The organism is Pseudoalteromonas sp. SWYJZ98 (assembly GCF_015864495.1).
Classification (GTDB): Bacteria; Pseudomonadota; Gammaproteobacteria; order Enterobacterales; family Alteromonadaceae; genus Pseudoalteromonas; species Pseudoalteromonas distincta.
The window spans coordinates 150,139-167,053 of record NZ_JADYXA010000005.1 but is presented as its reverse complement, the minus strand read 5'-3'; the positions used below and the strand labels follow the sequence as shown (position 1 = coordinate 167,053).

17 protein-coding genes and 1 tRNA gene are annotated in these 16,915 nt (G+C 39.0%); 15 read left to right on the top strand and 3 right to left on the bottom strand.

Annotated features, from left to right (window positions below):
• The first annotated feature begins 106 nt into the window (after positions 1–106).
• Complete coding sequence (locus I6F10_RS06180; RefSeq protein WP_033020682.1) at positions 107–1,741, top strand: CTP synthase; 1,635 nt, start codon at positions 107–109, stop codon at positions 1,739–1,741.
• A gap of 112 nt (positions 1,742–1,853) precedes the next feature.
• A complete protein-coding gene (gene eno / locus I6F10_RS06175; protein WP_002958706.1) occupies positions 1,854–3,152 on the top strand; it encodes a phosphopyruvate hydratase in 1,299 nt (432 codons plus the stop codon).
• 193 nt (positions 3,153–3,345) lie between these two features.
• Here eno and mutH read toward each other — a convergent pair whose 3' ends face one another.
• Positions 3,346–4,017: a DNA mismatch repair endonuclease MutH gene (gene mutH / locus I6F10_RS06170; protein ID WP_182753783.1), complete on the bottom strand. Its 672-nt coding sequence runs from the start codon at positions 4,015–4,017 to the stop codon at positions 3,346–3,348.
• Between the two features lie 530 nt (positions 4,018–4,547).
• On the opposite strand from mutH, the gene rppH reads away from it, so the two are divergent.
• The 13 genes from rppH to I6F10_RS06105 all read left to right on the top strand — a co-directional run bounded on the left by rppH (position 4,548) and on the right by I6F10_RS06105 (position 15,111).
• Positions 4,548–5,066 carry an RNA pyrophosphohydrolase gene (gene rppH, locus I6F10_RS06165; protein ID WP_002958704.1) on the top strand — a complete coding sequence of 173 codons (519 nt, stop codon included), beginning with the start codon at positions 4,548–4,550 and terminating at the stop codon, positions 5,064–5,066.
• A 30-nt stretch (positions 5,067–5,096) separates the two neighbouring features.
• On the top strand, positions 5,097–7,361 hold the full coding sequence (ptsP, locus tag I6F10_RS06160) for a phosphoenolpyruvate--protein phosphotransferase (protein ID WP_165742741.1): 2,265 nt from the start codon (positions 5,097–5,099) through the stop codon (positions 7,359–7,361).
• Between the two features lie 90 nt (positions 7,362–7,451).
• The gene (locus I6F10_RS06155) at positions 7,452–8,261 is read left to right on the top strand and encodes a sulfite exporter TauE/SafE family protein (RefSeq protein WP_165742740.1); all 810 of its coding nucleotides are present in this window, start codon (positions 7,452–7,454) and stop codon (positions 8,259–8,261) included.
• Positions 8,262–8,274: 13 nt separating this feature from the next.
• Complete coding sequence (gene lgt / locus I6F10_RS06150; RefSeq protein WP_165742739.1) at positions 8,275–9,078, top strand: prolipoprotein diacylglyceryl transferase; 804 nt, start codon at positions 8,275–8,277, stop codon at positions 9,076–9,078.
• Positions 9,079–9,088: 10 nt separating this feature from the next.
• Positions 9,089–9,940 carry a thymidylate synthase gene (locus tag I6F10_RS06145; RefSeq protein WP_165742738.1) on the top strand — a complete coding sequence of 284 codons (852 nt, stop codon included), beginning with the start codon at positions 9,089–9,091 and terminating at the stop codon, positions 9,938–9,940.
• A 23-nt stretch (positions 9,941–9,963) separates the two neighbouring features.
• The gene (gene galU, locus I6F10_RS06140) at positions 9,964–10,842 is read left to right on the top strand and encodes a UTP--glucose-1-phosphate uridylyltransferase GalU (RefSeq protein WP_024594910.1); all 879 of its coding nucleotides are present in this window, start codon (positions 9,964–9,966) and stop codon (positions 10,840–10,842) included.
• A 700-nt stretch (positions 10,843–11,542) separates the two neighbouring features.
• Positions 11,543–12,226, top strand: a complete 684-nt coding sequence (locus I6F10_RS06135) for an SPOR domain-containing protein (protein WP_197098621.1) — start codon at positions 11,543–11,545, stop codon at positions 12,224–12,226.
• Positions 12,227–12,333: 107 nt separating this feature from the next.
• On the top strand, positions 12,334–12,723 hold the full coding sequence (locus tag I6F10_RS06130) for a hypothetical protein (RefSeq protein WP_197098620.1): 390 nt from the start codon (positions 12,334–12,336) through the stop codon (positions 12,721–12,723).
• A gap of 3 nt (positions 12,724–12,726) precedes the next feature.
• Positions 12,727–12,924 (top strand): SPOR domain-containing protein, encoded by a 198-nt coding sequence (locus I6F10_RS06125; RefSeq protein ID WP_331461821.1) that lies wholly within the window; start codon positions 12,727–12,729, stop codon positions 12,922–12,924.
• 48 nt (positions 12,925–12,972) lie between these two features.
• A complete protein-coding gene (locus I6F10_RS06120; RefSeq protein WP_197098619.1) occupies positions 12,973–13,566 on the top strand; it encodes a FlgO family outer membrane protein in 594 nt (197 codons plus the stop codon).
• Between the two features lie 13 nt (positions 13,567–13,579).
• Complete coding sequence (locus tag I6F10_RS06115; RefSeq protein ID WP_197098618.1) at positions 13,580–14,281, top strand: FlgO family outer membrane protein; 702 nt, start codon at positions 13,580–13,582, stop codon at positions 14,279–14,281.
• An 8-nt stretch (positions 14,282–14,289) separates the two neighbouring features.
• Complete coding sequence (locus tag I6F10_RS06110; protein ID WP_197098617.1) at positions 14,290–14,964, top strand: FlgO family outer membrane protein; 675 nt, start codon at positions 14,290–14,292, stop codon at positions 14,962–14,964.
• Between the two features lie 72 nt (positions 14,965–15,036).
• Positions 15,037–15,111, top strand: a tRNA-Arg gene (locus tag I6F10_RS06105).
• 77 nt (positions 15,112–15,188) lie between these two features.
• Here I6F10_RS06105 and I6F10_RS06100 read toward each other — a convergent pair.
• Entirely contained in the window at positions 15,189–15,782 is a 594-nt protein-coding gene (locus tag I6F10_RS06100; RefSeq protein ID WP_197098616.1) for a DUF4303 domain-containing protein, read from the bottom strand.
• Between the two features lie 111 nt (positions 15,783–15,893).
• Positions 15,894–16,826 (bottom strand): exopolyphosphatase, encoded by a 933-nt coding sequence (locus I6F10_RS06095; RefSeq protein ID WP_197098615.1) that lies wholly within the window; start codon positions 16,824–16,826, stop codon positions 15,894–15,896.
• Positions 16,827–16,915 lie beyond the last annotated feature (89 nt).

Sequence of the window (16,915 nt, the reverse complement as noted above, 5' to 3'; positions counted from 1 at the left end):
TTGATAAGCAGTGTTTTGGTACAATTTCGCCCCGTCTTGATGATATACCCAGAGTCTCTTTCTCGGGTGTTATATTCCTTTTAATTCCTGATATTCTAGGGTTCGCATGAGTACAAAATTTATCTTCGTTACTGGCGGAGTTGTTTCTTCGTTGGGTAAAGGTATTGCCGCAGCTTCACTGGCCGCTATTTTAGAAGCCCGTGGTTTAAATGTTACCATTTTAAAGCTGGATCCTTACATCAACGTTGACCCAGGCACAATGAGCCCAATTCAACACGGTGAAGTTTACGTTACAGAAGACGGCGCAGAAACGGACCTTGATTTAGGTCACTACGAGCGTTTTATCCGTACCAAAATGACTAGCCGTAATAACTTCACACAAGGCCGTGTATATGAAGACGTATTACGTCGTGAGCGCCGTGGTGAATACCTAGGTGCTACTATTCAGGTTATTCCACATATCACTAACGATATTAAGCAACGTGTATACGACGGTGCTGAAGGTTATGATATTGCTATTGTAGAAATTGGCGGCACTGTAGGTGATATTGAATCACAACCGTTTATTGAAGCAATTCGTCAGATGGGAACTGAAATTGGTCGCGAACGCGCGCTATTTATTCACTTAACACTAGTGCCATTTTTAGGCCCTGCCGGTGAAGTGAAAACGAAACCAACTCAGCACTCTGTTAAAGAGTTGCGCTCAGTAGGTATTCAACCAGATATTCTTATTTGTCGTTCAGACCGTAAACTACCTAATAATGAGCGTGCAAAAATCTCATTATTCACAAACGTAGAAGAAAAAGCGGTTATTTCACTACCCGATGTAGACAGCATTTATAAAATTCCTGCGTTATTAAAAACACAAGAATTAGATAACTTTGTATGTCGTCGTTTTCACTTAGATCCACCAGAAGCTGATTTAGCTGAGTGGGAACAAGTACTTTATCAAGAGTCTAACCCAACGGGTGAAGTGACCATTGGTATGGTTGGTAAATATATTGAATTACCAGATGCGTACAAATCGGTTAACGAAGCATTAAAGCATGCGGGTCTTAAAAACCGCCTAACAATCAACATTGAATACGTAGATTCACAAGACTTAGAAAGCAAAGGTGTTGAATTACTTTCACACTTAGATGCTATTTTAGTACCGGGTGGATTTGGCGGACGCGGTGTTGAAGGTAAAATTTTAGCAGCTAAATATGCACGTGAAAATAAAGTACCATACTTAGGTATTTGTTTAGGGATGCAAGTAGCATTAATTGAATATGCACGTAATGTTGCAGGTTTAACGGATGCAAACTCTACAGAATTTAATGCAAATTCAGAAGCACCGGTAGTTGGCTTAATTACTGAATGGCTAGATGCTGAAGGTAATGTTGAAACACGTAGCGAAAAATCTGATTTAGGTGGCACTATGCGTTTAGGCGCACAAAAATGTCATTTAACGCCTGGTTCTAAAGTACATGGAGTATATGGCAGCGACGAAATTGTTGAACGTCATCGTCATCGCTACGAAGTAAATAATAACTTCGTAGAAATACTTGAAAAAGCAGGCTTAAGCTTTACTGGTTTATCAGAAGATAAAAAACTGGTAGAAATTATCGAAAATAAAGATCACCCATGGTTTATTGCCGCGCAGTTCCACCCGGAATTCACGTCAACGCCACGTGATGGTCATCCGTTATTTGAAGGGTTTGTAGCAGCTGCGCACATCCACCAAAAAGCGAATTCGTAATTTTAAAAGCCGTGCATATTGCACGGCTTTTTTGTTTTAAGGGCTGACTAAGCTATATAAAACGTAGTAAAGTTAGCTGAACTCACCATTTTGGGAATATAGAGGAATCAAGATGTCAGAAATCGTAAAAGTAATCGGTCGCGAAATTATGGACTCGCGTGGTAACCCAACTGTTGAAGCAGACGTACATTTAGCAGATGGTTCTTGGGGTCGTGCAGCAGCACCTTCAGGCGCATCTACTGGTACTCGTGAAGCATTAGAGTTACGCGACGGTGATAAATCACGTTACTTAGGTAAAGGCGTATTAAAAGCAGTTGGTTATATTAATAAAGAAATTGCTGATGCTTTAGCTGGTCAAAATGCATTAGATCAAAACGCTGTTGATAAAGTGATGCTAGATTTAGATGGTACCGAAAATAAAGAAAAATTAGGTGCAAACGCAATCTTAGCTGTATCACTAGCAACTGCGAAAGCAGCTGCACAGTCTAAAAAAGTTGAGCTTTATGAGCATATTGCTGACTTAAATGGCACACCAGGTGTTTACTCTATGCCACTTCCAATGATGAACATCATCAATGGTGGTGAGCACGCAGATAACTCTGTAGATATTCAAGAATTCATGATCCAACCTGTTGGCGCTAAAAACTTCCGCGAAGGCCTACGTATGGGCGCTGAAGTATTCCACAGCCTTGCTAAAGTGCTTAAAGCTGATGGTCACTCAACAGCGGTTGGCGATGAAGGTGGTTTTGCACCTAACCTTGCATCTAACGAAGCGGCTCTTGCTGCAATCAAAGTAGCTGTTGCAAACGCAGGTTACGAGCTAGGTAAAGATATTACTTTAGCGATGGATTGTGCTGCATCTGAGTTTTACGATAAAGAAGCAAACATCTACGATCTTAAAGGTGAAGGTAAAAAATTCACTTCTGAAGAATTTAACTTCTTCTTACAAGATCTTACTAATCAGTACCCAATCGTTTCTATCGAAGATGGTCTTGATGAGTCAGATTGGGATGGCTTTGCACACCAAACTAAACTAATGGGTGATAAAATCCAATTAGTAGGTGATGACTTATTCGTAACTAACACTAAGATTTTAAAACGTGGTATCGACAACGGTATTGCTAACTCAATCTTAATTAAGTTTAACCAAATCGGTTCTTTAACTGAAACTTTAGCTGCAATCAAAATGGCTAAAGATGCTGGTTTTACTGTTGTTATTTCTCACCGTTCTGGTGAAACTGAAGATTCAACAATTGCTGATTTAGCAGTGGGTACGGCCGCAGGTCAAATCAAAACAGGTTCATTGAGCCGTTCTGACCGTGTTGCAAAGTACAACCAATTGCTACGTATTGAAGAGCAATTAGGTGATAAAGCACCGTACAACGGTCTTAAAGAAGTTAAAGGTCAGTAATTCTATTCTATATAGAATCTAACTTTTAACTTTAGATGATAAAATCCTCGCCTATGCGGGGATTTTTTATGCCTGATACTTTTTCCAAAGAGATGAAAATAAATTGTAGGCTTCAAGCTTGTTGATGTCCGCAGCACTAAAGAGTGGAACACAAAAGTATAACGCTTTATTCATGCTTTAACTTCTTACGCACTCATAGCTGAAACTGCTGCTTTAAAATATCACCTGTAAAACTGGTTTTTAAATAAAAACCACGGGGTAGGGTTTTAATTATTTGCCCATTTGGGCCAATAGCATCAGTGACTATTTTACTATGTGCAGCTTTGGGGCGTATTTGCATAGCATCGCCTAAATGGCCTGATATTTCGTCGACTCTACCTAGCGCAATTAGCTCCATTTGCTCTTCCCAGTCGCGTTGTAACAAAGCGTCTTGTTCAGGTGAGGGCTGCCAGAAAAAGCCGCTGCCGATGGTTCTGTCAAACGGCGCAATATCACGTTCGCTTAAAATTGGGAGCCATAAAACATGATTTAGTTTTTTACGCACAGAGCTGGTATGCCACGTCATTCCTGTCACGTTCATTAAAGGTGTAACCGATACAAACGTAGTTTCCAGTGGCCTACCTTTATAAGAAATAGGCAGTGTTTTTAGCTCAATTCCTAAATCTTCAAAATCGGGGAGGGGTTTTGAGCCTGCAGTAGCGCCTAGTACGTATTCAATGAGTTGCCCAGTCCAGCCTTTTTCACGTAGTAAATCATCTGGCGTTTTAAAATTATACTTGTTAGCAAGTTGTCCTAGCGTTAATCCGGCAATACTGTTAACGCGTTGCATTAAGTCGTTTATTGAGTGTGGTTTTGTAGGTCGCATATTCTTAATTTCGGTTGTATAAATACCATAGCCATGATAGCAAATAGGCTAAGCCGTGGATATCTTTAGGGTTGTACGTTTTTTGCTCGCTTGTTGTTTGTGTTAATTTTGCACATATTGAAATTAAGCTACTTTACTTTAAGTTACTGACTCTGCAGGTTTTTTTAAATGTGCACGTTCAGTTTTGATTAAGCCATTTAAAAGTTGTAAGGATAAATACAACTATATGAACATGTTTATCCACAGAATCTGTGGAGAAGCTAAGTTTTAAGATCTAATATTGTGGATTTGTTTGCAAAATGAGCGTGTTTTACAAAAGTTATGCACAAACTGTGAGTAACTAGAGGAAAACAAGAACCGCAATAGCTTTGCTGAGTTATTTTCTAAATATTTACCTATTCTCTATTAATTTATCAACATACTAAACGCTCAAACTTAGCTCACTAATTGGCTTGGGTATAATAGTATTTGCCGTATTGCGGCTAATGTGGAACAATCATTAAAAATCGACTTACAAATGAGGCACTAAGGTGATTGATGCCGAAGGTTTTCGTGCCAATGTCGGAATTGTGATTTGCAATAATCAGGGACAGGTTTTTTGGGCCAGACGTTATGGTCAACACTCTTGGCAATTTCCCCAAGGTGGTGTTGATGATGGCGAAACTGCAGAACAAACCATGTACCGTGAATTACACGAAGAAGTAGGGTTGCGACCAGAAGATGTAGAAATAGTCGCAAGCTCAAAACATTGGTTACGCTATAAATTACCCAAACGATTAATCCGCCGAGACTCTAGTCCGGTGTGTATTGGGCAAAAACAAAAATGGTTTTTACTAAAATTACGCTGTAAAGACGAAGATGTAAATTTACTTAAAACCCATCATCCAGAGTTTGATGATTGGCGCTGGGTAAGTTATTGGTATCCTGTAAGACAGGTTGTATCGTTTAAACGGGATGTTTATCGACGAGTAATGAAAGAGTTTGCTCCTTTCGCCATGCCTTTTAATAAGAGAGAACAACATAAAGATCATTGGCGGAGTAAAAGGTAGTAATTTCTCGATACAATAAAGGAGCAGGGTATGCTGGCTACACTGAGATCTATTGCGGAGTCTGTATCGCGACAAGCGAATTTAGACAGCGCATTAGTGTGCTTTGTGCAAATGGTTAAAGATGCCATGAAAACCCAGTGCTGCTCCATTTATTTTGCAGATTACAGCCAAGACAATTTTGTACTTATGGCTACCGAAGGGTTAAATCCTGATGCGGTGGGTAAGTTTAGAATTGGGTTTACCGAAGGCTTAGTGGGCCTAGTAGCACAACGCGAAGAACCTATTAATATTGCATTTGCTAAATCACATCCTCGCTTTAAGCTCTCCCCCGAAGTAAATGAAGAAGGCTACAACGCTTTTTTATCTGTACCCGTTGTTCATCAAAAAAAAGTACTGGGCGTTATTGTTGTTCAACAAAAAATGGCACGTGTATTTAGCCAAGACGAAGAGTCGTTTTTAATAACGCTTTCTGCCCAGCTTGCTTCACAGTTAGCGCATGCTGAAATTAAAGAAATACTCCGCCAAGATGAGTCATCTCATCAAACGTCTGTTTTAAAAGGCGTATCGAGCGCGCCTGGAATAGGTATAGGGCAAGCATTTGTTGTATTACCAAAACTCGATTTTAAATCTATTGAGCTTTTAAAAGACAGTGACGTTACTGAGCAGCGCCGTTTGTTTACACAAGCTGTAGCTGCAACGCGCAAAGAATTTAATACCCTATCTATGACGCTAAGCGATTCTATTCCGCACGAAGCTCTTGCGGTATTTGATGTGTATCAACAACTGCTTGACGCTAAAAGTTTAGGGCATAATGTTGAAATGCAATTACAAGAAGGCTGGTGTGCTAAAAGCGCCCTAAAAATTGTAATAGAGCGTTTAATATCTCAATTTAATGCCATGCAAGACCCTTATATAAAAGAGCGTGCTGTTGACGTTAAAGACATTGGTCTTCGCGTATTACACCATCTTGTAAATACCGAGCACGCTGTTAAAAATTATCCGGCCAACACTATTTTAATTGCTAATACCTTAACACCCGCCATGCTAGCTGAGGTGCCAAAAGGTCACTTAACAGGCGTTGTAAGCGTAAATGGCTCTGCAAATAGCCATGCTTCTATATTAACGCGTGCGATGGGGATCCCTGCCATTTGGGGTATAGAAGATTTACCTCTACTGCAGTTTAATGGTAAACCGATGATTTTAGATGCATTTGCTGGGCGTTTATATATATCGCCTTCGCAAATGTTGATGGATGAATACACAGAGTTACAGCATCAAGATAACCTACTTAATAACCGCTTTTTAGCAGAGCAAGATTCAGAATCAATTACGCTTGACGGTGAGCATGTTAGCTTATTATTAAACGCAGGCCTTGAGCTTAATACCGAGCAAAGTAGCGCGCATATTTGTGACGGAGTGGGGCTTTATCGAACCGAAGCGTGGTTTATGCAAAAAGGTCAGTTTCCTTCGCAATTAGAGCAAGAAAACTGGTATCGGGAAGTACTAACTAGCTATCACCCTAATCCTGTGGTTATGCGTACATTGGATATTGGAGGCGATAAGGTACTCGATTACTTTAACATTACCGAAGAAAACCCATTTTTAGGCTGGCGTGGTATTCGTATCAGCCTTGATCACCCAGAGTTATTTTTAGATCAATTAAAAGCGATGCTTAAAGCAAATATTGGTTTAGGCAATCTAAAAATAATGCTCCCTATGATCAGCGGTACTGAAGAAGTTGATGAGTCACTTGCGTTATTTGAACAGGCTTATTTTGAGTTAAGTGAAAAATACCCAGAGCAAACAATAGAAAGACCCGACATAGGTATAATGCTAGAGGTACCTTCAAGTGTATTTATGCTTCCTGAGTGGTCAAAAAAAGTCGATTTTTGCTCAGTAGGTAGTAACGATTTAACACAGTATTTATTAGCAGTAGACAGGGCTAATGCACGAGTTGCCGAACTTTTTAGCCCTTATCACCCGGGCGTACTCAGGGTGCTAAATAAAGTAGCGCGCGAATGTGAGCAATATGAACTGCCATTTAGTTTGTGTGGTGAACTAGGCGGCGATCCTGAAGGTGCTATTTTGCTTATTGCCATGGGTTACAGACGCCTTAGTATGAACTTATCATCACTTAATAAAGTTAAATGGGTTCTTAGGCGTTTGAATGTCAGTGACATGGAGCAACTATTAAGTGAATGCTTAGCGCAATCCACAGCCAAACAAGTACTTCGTTTAACGCGAAGCTTTATGCTAGAGCATAAATTAGGGGATTTGTTTTACACTCCTAAATAAGCTTATACGCTTAATTAATTGTAATACACAGATGCTATTAGTTTTATAATCCTTTAATATATAAACCTTAAAAGGGTATTTGAGATTACTATGTATGACTTAGGTTTGTTAGTCGCAAGCTGCGCACTACTAGGCTGTATTGTTGGGTTTTTAGCTGGATTACTAGGCATTGGTGGCGGTTTAATTATCGTTCCAGTACTAAGCACTCTGCTACTCTCATTTAATGTAACGTCGGCTGATCATGTATTAGTAATTGCTATTGCAACCTCACTCGCTTCTATTTTATTTACTTCAACGTCTTCAGCGCTGGCTCATCATAAAAATGATAACGTGCCTTGGGATATTGCCCCATGGGTTATGTCGGGTGTGGCTTTAGGTGCACTTATTAGTGGCTTTGCAGCAAGTTTAATCCCTGAACAAATATTACGTACAGTATTTGCTATAAGTGTTGTATTTATTGCAGCAAGAATGGTGCTATCCGCGCGTAATAAACCGATGTCAGATAAACCGTTACCGTCAGGTCCTATTTTAGGTGGGTTTTCTGCAATAATGGGCGGATTATCAGGTTTAATTGGTATTGGCGGTGGTGCTTTAATAGTACCGATGCTTAATTATTTTTCGGTTGATATAAAAAAAGCAATTGGCTGCGCGGCAGCGTGCGGAATTGTTATTGCATTATTTGGCTCTATTGGTTACATCAGCGCAGGCTGGCATGTTACCGATTTAGAGCATGGTTTTGCCGGGTTTGTTTATTTACCTGCATTATTTGGGATTGTTATTACCTCGTGGTTTGTTGCGCCCATTGGCGCCAAAGCAACTCACTATTTACCTGTTAATACAATTAAGAAAGTTTTCGCGGTGCTGCTTGTAGTTATCGCAATTAAAATGGTTTTTAGCTAAAGGTTTATTTTTTATGGCACTTGAGTTTCCTCAAATTGATCCAATTATTTTTTCTGTTGGACCGCTAAGCGTACGTTGGTATGGCTTAATGTACTTAATAGGTTTTGCATTTGCGATGTGGTTTGCTAATCGTCAAGCGTCAAAGCCAAATTCGGGTTGGACTAAAGACCAAGTAAGCGATTTACTGTTTTACGGCATGTTAGGGGTAATACTAGGTGGGCGTATTGGCTACGTATTGTTTTACCAGTTTAGTTATTTTATAGAAAACCCACTGTATTTATTTAGGATAGATCAGGGTGGTATGTCGTTCCATGGTGGAACACTTGGCGTTATAACCGCCGTCGCAATTTTTTCGTGGACGCGTAAAAAGTCGCTTCTTCAAGTGGGCGATTTTGTTGCACCACTGGTTCCTGTAGGGCTTTTGGCTGGGCGTATTGGTAACTTTATAAACGGTGAATTATGGGGCCGAGTTACCGACGTGCCATGGGCAATGGTATTTCCAACGGGCGGTCCGCTTGCGCGTCACCCATCGCAATTATACGAAGCATTTTTTGAAGGCTTAGTGCTGTTTTTAATCCTGCAATGGTTTATTAAAAAACCGCGCCCAGCAGGCAGTGTAGCCGGAGTGTTTTTATTAGGTTACGGCGTGTTTAGATTCTGTATTGAATATTTCCGCCAACCTGATGCACAACTAGGTTTATTTGCCGACTTTATTTCAATGGGGCAAATACTTTCACTTCCTATGATAGTGGGTGGTTTAGGCTTATTAATTTGGGCATATAAGAAACCACAACACGTTACACCAGCTAAGGCATAATAAGAAAAGCATGAAACAATATTTAGAATTATGTCAGCGTATTGTTGACGAAGGGCAGTGGGTCGAAAACAAACGTACAGGTACGCGTTGTTTAACCGTTATCAATGCTGATTTAGAATACGATGTGGCTAATAATCAGTTTCCGATGATCACTACACGCAAAAGTTATTACAAAGCCGCGATTGCTGAATTGCTAGGCTATTTACGCGGGTACGACAGCGCTGCGCAATTTCGTGAAATTGGCTGTAAAACGTGGGATGCTAACGCAAACGATAACAATGCATGGCTTAATAATCCTAACCGTAAAGGTGAGGATGACATGGGGCGTGTTTACGGCGTACAAGGTCGTGGTTGGCAACGACCAGATGGCTCAACGCTTGATCAGCTTTCCAAAGTTATTAATAACTTAAAAAATGGCATTGATGACCGTGGTGAAATAATCACGTTTTATAATCCAGGTGAGTTTGAGCTTGGTTGCCTGCGCCCGTGTATGCATACACACACTTTCTCCTTACTTGGTGATACGCTATATTTAACGTCATACCAGCGAAGCTGTGATGTGCCACTTGGCCTTAATTTTAATCAAATTCAGTGTTTTGTGTTGCTTGCGTTAGTGGCTCAAATTACCGGCCACAAAGCGGGTAAGGCGTATCATAAAATTGCTAATGCACATATTTACGAAAACCAACTTGAACTGATGCGAGACGTGCAGTTAACGCGTGAGCCATTTGATTCACCTCAGTTAAAGATTAATCCAGAAATTAAATCATTAAAAGACATAGAAACGTGGGTAACACGAGACGACTTTGAAGTAACAGGCTATCAATGCCATGAAGCGATTCAATATCCATTTTCAGTATAATAAAAGATTAAGGAAAACATAAAATGAAAGCAGTGATCCCAGTAGCAGGCCTTGGTACTCGTATGTTACCAGCCACTAAAGCAATTCCTAAAGAAATGCTGCCAGTGGTAGACCGTCCTTTAATTCAATATGTAGTAAACGAAGCCGTTGCTGCAGGCATTAAAGAAATAGTGTTAGTAACTCACTCAAGTAAAAATTCAATCGAAAATCACTTCGATACGAGCTTTGAACTAGAAGCTACTTTAGAAAAGCGTGTAAAGCGGCAACTACTTGCCGAAGTGCAAGCAATCTGCCCTAAAGACGTAACCATTATTCACGTACGCCAAGGTGAAGCAAAAGGCTTAGGCCATGCTATTAGTTGTGCTGCGCCTATTATTGGTAACGAACCGTTTGTAGTTATTCTACCTGATGTAATTATTGATGATGTAGAGAGCGATCTTAAAAAAGATAACTTAGCAGAAATGATCGCTAATTTTGAGCAAAACAAGCATAGCCAAATAATGGTTGAGCCAGTACCAATGGATGAAGTAGATAAGTTTGGTGTGGTTGATTTAGGCGATGTTGACCTAAAGCAAGGTGAAAGCTCAGCAATCTTTAATATGGTAGAAAAACCGCCAGTAGACGAAGCACCATCTAACTTAGCTGTAGTGGGTCGATACGTATTAAGCGAAAACATATGGCCGTTACTTGCAAAAACTCCGCAAGGAGCAGGCAATGAAATTCAATTAACTGACGCAATTGCGATGTTAATGGAACACGAAAAAGTAGATGCATACGCTATAAAAGGCCGTAGCCACGATTGTGGAAGTAAAATTGGTTATTTAAAAGCAACTATTGAATTTGCACTTCGTCGCGATGAATTTGCTGATGAATTAAAGTCATTTATTAAAAAACTGATTTAACAGTTAATGTAAATCATGAAAGGCGCCTATATCGGCGCCTTTTTTATGAGTTTTATCAAGGCCTGTTTATCTTTCGAGGTTAAATTTTCAGCAGGCTGTTTGGTATTTAGGCAAGGCAGAGCCTATGTAGTGTGGTTATTCCCCATAAATAGGCGATAACGTAGCATAGATGCCAAACATGCGCTGCCCGAAGGGTTCTGCCTCGGGGCAATTTACTCTTTGTTGCCTACATGGATGTAGGTAAGGGGCGTGAGCAGGACGCGGAAGCTTTACTCGGTTTTTACTTATTCTTACATGGATGTAAGCCAGTAGGGTAACGCAGGAGCAGTTACCGAGCCCACTAGGTTACAAACCTCGCGCCGCGATTAAATGGCCCCTAGATTGAACAAATTTTAATCCTGAAAGGTCAACAGGCCCTAGAATAAAATAAGAAAGGGGCCTCTCTAAAAATAAAATTTTTTAAGTCATTACAGACATATTGTTATTTGTGTTGTAAAGTTTGTGTTAACTGGCATTGAATTTGTATTAAATAATGCTCTCAAGGAAGGGTGGGAGTATGCAACGTTGTGTTTTATAAAACACTGACAAGCATGCGAAGAGCTAAGTTTTATAGCTCACAGCTTAAATAAAGTTAAACGCTTTCTTGTGAGAATGTTTAACTGAAATGTAGTGAAAACACTGCTTTCAGGACAGCAAATACATGTTTATATATAAAAAAAATAACATTGGGCTTTTACTTAGCTTGCTAATGCTTTTATTTGGCACAGCATGCAGCGTTACGCCTGAAATAAAAACTATTGACGAACAACCTCAAAATAACTCGCCTGACTACGTCTCAATTACAGCCTTGGAGCTTGCTCAGCTAAAAGATGCTGCAATGCAGTGGCAACAAGCACGCGAAGGTATAGAGCGAATTTTAAGATTAGAAAAAGAAATAACTTACCTCGTAAATCATATTGATATTATAAACAGCAAAGCTATTGCGCAGTCTAATCAAGGGTATAGCAGCAAGTCTGTACGCTCACCTCGAAACACACGTAATGTTAAATCACGCCAACAAGTTAAGCAAAACTACAGCAATAAAAAACAAGCTGTAAAATTAAATAAACCAAAACATGTATTTGCTTTGCAGGTAGCTTCGGTTGACTCAGAGCAAGGTGTGGCTAAAGCATGGCAAGAGCTAAATACTAAAGCAGCACCGTTGTTTAGAGACAAAATATTGACTAACGTAGAAACCGCCAAAATAAACGACAAAATGTTTTACAGGCTAAAACTTGGCTCTTACCAAAACTTTAAAAATGCAAAAGCAGACTGTAACGTATTCAAGCTGTATAAACTCGATTGCATAGTAAGTAACTACACCGATAAGCCAGTAAGGCTGTAGTTAATAAACTTGCTTAAAAATTGTTTATCCATAAAATACACCCTTCATAATTTAATACGTTTAGGGGATAAATAACCCCCTAAACAACGTCATTTTAGGGAAGTTAAATGTTATTAAAATGGAGTTTAGAATGCATGATGCTAATGGGTGTACTTGTTTTATCTGCATGTAACTCATCTCAACAAGTTAAAGTGACTCAAGCAACCCCGCAACCGATTCTTATTGAAAAGTCTGATTTAGAGCAGCTCAAAATCTCTGCGGCACAATGGGAAAGCTCTCAACCAAAAGTAGAGGAGCTACTCAAGTTAGAAAATAAATTAACGCAGCTTGCTACTAATCTAAAACAACTAAATGATTCTGATGCTCTAAATACTCGTGTAAATGATGAAGTTAATAACGAAAGCATATTAAAAACCCACACGGCATTGTTTGCTTTACAAATTGCCGCTTTTAAAAATAAAAATGCATTGCAAAAGAAGCTCAGCGAATTCCAATAAAAAATACCACAAAATATTATCTCACCCACTGAGATAAATGTAGAAACCGTAAGTGTTAATAACACAACTTTTTATCGATTGAAGTTAGGTGCTTATAGTAATTCAGCGGACGCAAAAAGTGATTGTTTAGCCCTTATAAAGCAACAAGTAACATGTTTTGTTAGCTATTATGTTCAACAACCTTACAGAAGTACGATATAGGCATACAAATTGCTTCATCCTCAGTATGTTTTGAAGAGGATGGCAATTATGCGCCTTTTACTGCCTTTATTATTTTTAAATTTAGCTGCTTGTAACTTGGTGCCACCACCAGAACCAAGTGTGCCTACAAATGCATCTAAAGCGGCCATGGCTCCTTTTACGGTTAATGATTATGTAGTTAATTTAACTTCGCAACTTAACCACCTAAATGGAGCCTTAAATGCTAATGCACGTGTTGGCGTTAGTAGCTTCTTTTATGCAGATGCACTAGATACTAAATTAGTGACAGGGCAGGCCTCAGGCTTAAGTCAGCAGATCCAAGAAAGTCTGCTTACACAATTTACTCAACTGGGTTATCACACCGTTGAGTACAGACTTGGGAATAACCTCTCTTTATCAGAAAACTCAGACAGTATTTTAAGTCGCGATTTAAGTAAATTACGTAATCGCCAAAATATTGACTTAGTTATCACAGGAACAGTGACTCGCCAGCAGCATGCATACATAGTTAATGCACGGCTTGTGAATATAGAAAATAAACAGGTGCTCTCTGCGGGAAGTACCGAGATCCCAATTAATGTAATGTGGGGCAATGAGAAAATTCAGCAGCGTGACGGACTTTTATACCGAAGCGAATACTAATTTGGAGCACAAAATGAAAAACCTATTAATTACATTATGCTTACCTCTGGGCTTTGGCTGTTCGCATATACTAAGTGGTATGAATACAGGTACAGACGAGGCCCAGGTTCAAAATAATAACCAAACAATGCAACTCGTTAATAATCAGCGTGATGTTGCAGATCCAGTATCCAATGACCGTTTATTTCAATCGCACTTTGCTCAAAAAAATAGTCATACTAAGCCGACTCCGCCAATGCGAAAGAACATAAATCATTATGTACGCGGAATAATGCAAGACATGGTTGAAAACCTGCAATATGTTAATGGAAAAACACCATTAGCTGTTTCAAGTTTTGTATTTTTAGATGATGATTTTAATGATAGTAGTTTACTGGGTAATCAAATATCCGAAAGTTTTATGCACGAGCTACATAATTTTGGTATACCCGTTATTGACTTTAAAACAACCGACTACATGCGTGTTACACCTGAAGGAGACTTTGTATTTAGTCGAGATTATTTAGAGCTTAACCAAGATCAAAACTTTAAATACGTACTCGCTGGAACATTAGTGAGTAGTCAAGGAGGAGTCCTTGTAAATGCACGTATTATTGGGCTGCAAAGCAAAGCCGTAGTAGGCACTGCGCAAGGTTTTATTCCGCAGTCAGTTGTTGATGCACTTAATAGTAACTACCGCACTGATGGCATAATGCTTAAGCAAGCAAGCAAGTGAGGCTAACTATGTCGTATATACTAATTACTATCGTTGGATTTACTACTTTAATTGGGTTAACAGGCTGCTCAATGACGCAAAATAATGAGCATAACGAAAACACAACACGAACAGATTACACAGTAAACGGTGGTAATGATCAGCTTAATGTTGCTTATAACAATCAAGCAATACAATCGCAAGTTGAATACGATCCATCTCAGCAGTTCACACCACTTAAGCACCATAAAACACTTGCTAACTATGTAGAGCAAATGGCACTTGATCTGGTTGATACGCTTGAATTTGAAAGTGATACCGACACCAATATTAATATTGCCGTTACTACCTTAGTAGATCTTGATTCATCGCTTACTAAAAGCAACCAATTGGGTAATCAAATTTCTGAAACGTTAATTCATCAGTTACAAAAGTTTGGTTATGGCGTGGTTGATTTTAAAACAACCCAAACAATAGATGTAAATAGCCGTGGTGATTTTGCTTTCTCGCGTGATATTGAAAAGCTTAGCGAAGAGCAAATGGCGAGCCATGTATTAGCGGGTACATTAATTTATCGCAGTGATGCTGTTGTTGTAAATACACGTGTAATTAACGCGCATACAAAAAAAATCGTCGCGAGTAGTCGAAAACTAATCCCAATTTATGTACTAAATAAAGAAGATATATACTTATCAAGTAATTAAGTTCAGTTGTCGCTTGATATAAAAAACCAGATGCCGTTATAATTCACACCTCTAAGCACACAGCTTATTTGTGGCCTCTTAGTTAAATGGATATAACGGCCCCCTCCTAAGGGGCAGTTGCAAGTTCGATTCTTGCAGGGGCTACCAATTAAATCAATGAGTTATATTTTAACTCCCTTCCTTATACTTTGTGTATAGCGTATATGTAGTCGTGTTGCGCTTTTTTAATTAAAGGCGCTTGAAGCTTCTTTTTCGTATTCTTCACGCTCTGTAATCATGGCTTCAAAGTCAGTTTGAATTTGTGCTAGAACAGCTGGTGGGTTAAGTCGTTTGATTCTTTTAAATTGAATACTTTCTTCTTCATCATAGGCGAGTATTGCTAAAGTAATTTTTTCGCGTTCGATACCATTTGAAAATATTCCTTCGGTATCTAATTGTATGAGCACTTTCTCCATGGTTGTAAGCCATTGATGCCAATTATCCATTGCTTCTATATCTGATTGAAACAAATCAATGCTGTTTTCTAGTTTTTGACACTCTAGAGTTGTTTCATCAAAGTATTCGGAATAATCCTCAAGCGTGGGGTAGTCTTCTGGATTCCATTTAGCCATGTAGAAACTACTTACATCATTGCCGTACTCTTCTTCAAATATTTTTTTTAAATCCGATAAGGTATTAAACATTGGAAGTAGTGAGTAGCTACCTGTGTGGTAAAAGCCCATTACATAAAGATCGTTACCGTATTTTTGTATAATGTTTTTAAACGCTTTTTTGGTATCTTGATAAAGTGTTTTTTCGAAGTTTTTAGTATCTAACATGAGGTCATTATTTTTTATGATTACAGAAATTTATATGAAAAAGAGTGATTAAAACTCACTCTACTAAAATAACCAGAGCTATTATATGACTCTGGTTATTGTAAGTTAATATTAACCATCACTTGTAATTTTATCGATTAACTCACTAAGCACGGCTTCAGATTTACTTGTTTCTACTTGGCAAGTACCAGCATTTAAATGTCCGCCACCATTATATTTTAAGCACAGCTCGCCAACGTTGGTGTTTGAACTGCGGTTAGTGATTGATTTACCAACGGCATACACTACGTTTTGCTTTTTAAGGCCCCACATTTTATGAATCGAGATATTGCAGTCGGGGTACATGGCATAAATAACAAATCGGTTGGTGGCGTAAATGGTTTCTTCTTGAGTTAAATCAAGGACTACTAAGTTTTTATGAACGGTAGCGCATTGAGAAATTTGCTCTTTAGCTTTTTCGTTATGCTCGTTATATAAAGCAACACGCTCGGCTACGTCTTCCATTTGTAAGATTTCTTCGATGCTCTGATCTTTACACGCATCAATCAGTTTCATCATTAATTGGTAATTTGAAATTTTAAACTCGCGAAAACGGCCAAGTCCAGTTCGCGCATCCATAATAAAGTTCATTAATACCCAATCTGTTGGGTTTAATATCTCGTCTTTAGAAAACTGAGCAGCATCACCTTTGTCTACCGCGTCCATCATTTCAACAGGAATATTGGGAAGTTTTTCAGCGCCGCCATAGTAGTCGTACACTACGCGAGCTGCTGATGGGGCTTTTGGGTCAATAATATGGTTTTTTATGTCGCTTGAGTTACGAACGGTTTCGCTAAGGTGATGATCGAATGCTATATGACAGCCTGCAACGTAGGGGAGGTTGGTCGTAATGTCGTTTTCGGTAATGTCTATTTTGCCATCTTGCATGTCTTTTGGATGAACAAATAAAATATCGTCAATTAGGTCTAAGTCTTTGAGCAATACGGCACAAACTAAGCCATCAAAATCGCTGCGAGTGACTAGTCTAAATTTATTATTGGGCATAGCTATTCCATCTTTTTTAATTGAATTATCAATTAAGTGTAACAGCTAAAATTTTTTTTGAGAGGTCAGCTTAAAAAAACACATAAAAA

Bases quoted from the DNA above. Each gene is read 5' to 3' on its own strand.
- I6F10_RS06180 (WP_033020682.1), top strand. From the start codon at position 107: ATGAGTACAAAATTTATCTTCGTTACTGGCGGAGTTGTTTCTTCGTTG.
- eno (WP_002958706.1), top strand. From the start codon at position 1,854: ATGTCAGAAATCGTAAAAGTAATCGGTCGCGAAATTATGGACTCGCGT.
- mutH (WP_182753783.1), bottom strand. From the start codon at position 4,017: ATGCGACCTACAAAACCACACTCAATAAACGACTTAATGCAACGCGTT.
- ptsP (WP_165742741.1), top strand. From the start codon at position 5,097: ATGCTGGCTACACTGAGATCTATTGCGGAGTCTGTATCGCGACAAGCG.
- I6F10_RS06155 (WP_165742740.1), top strand. From the start codon at position 7,452: ATGTATGACTTAGGTTTGTTAGTCGCAAGCTGCGCACTACTAGGCTGT.
- lgt (WP_165742739.1), top strand. From the start codon at position 8,275: ATGGCACTTGAGTTTCCTCAAATTGATCCAATTATTTTTTCTGTTGGA.
- I6F10_RS06145 (WP_165742738.1), top strand. From the start codon at position 9,089: ATGAAACAATATTTAGAATTATGTCAGCGTATTGTTGACGAAGGGCAG.
- galU (WP_024594910.1), top strand. From the start codon at position 9,964: ATGAAAGCAGTGATCCCAGTAGCAGGCCTTGGTACTCGTATGTTACCA.
- I6F10_RS06135 (WP_197098621.1), top strand. From the start codon at position 11,543: ATGTTTATATATAAAAAAAATAACATTGGGCTTTTACTTAGCTTGCTA.
- I6F10_RS06130 (WP_197098620.1), top strand. From the start codon at position 12,334: ATGTTATTAAAATGGAGTTTAGAATGCATGATGCTAATGGGTGTACTT.
- I6F10_RS06120 (WP_197098619.1), top strand. From the start codon at position 12,973: ATGCGCCTTTTACTGCCTTTATTATTTTTAAATTTAGCTGCTTGTAAC.
- I6F10_RS06115 (WP_197098618.1), top strand. From the start codon at position 13,580: ATGAAAAACCTATTAATTACATTATGCTTACCTCTGGGCTTTGGCTGT.
- I6F10_RS06110 (WP_197098617.1), top strand. From the start codon at position 14,290: ATGTCGTATATACTAATTACTATCGTTGGATTTACTACTTTAATTGGG.
- I6F10_RS06100 (WP_197098616.1), bottom strand. From the start codon at position 15,782: ATGTTAGATACTAAAAACTTCGAAAAAACACTTTATCAAGATACCAAA.
- I6F10_RS06095 (WP_197098615.1), bottom strand. From the start codon at position 16,826: ATGCCCAATAATAAATTTAGACTAGTCACTCGCAGCGATTTTGATGGC.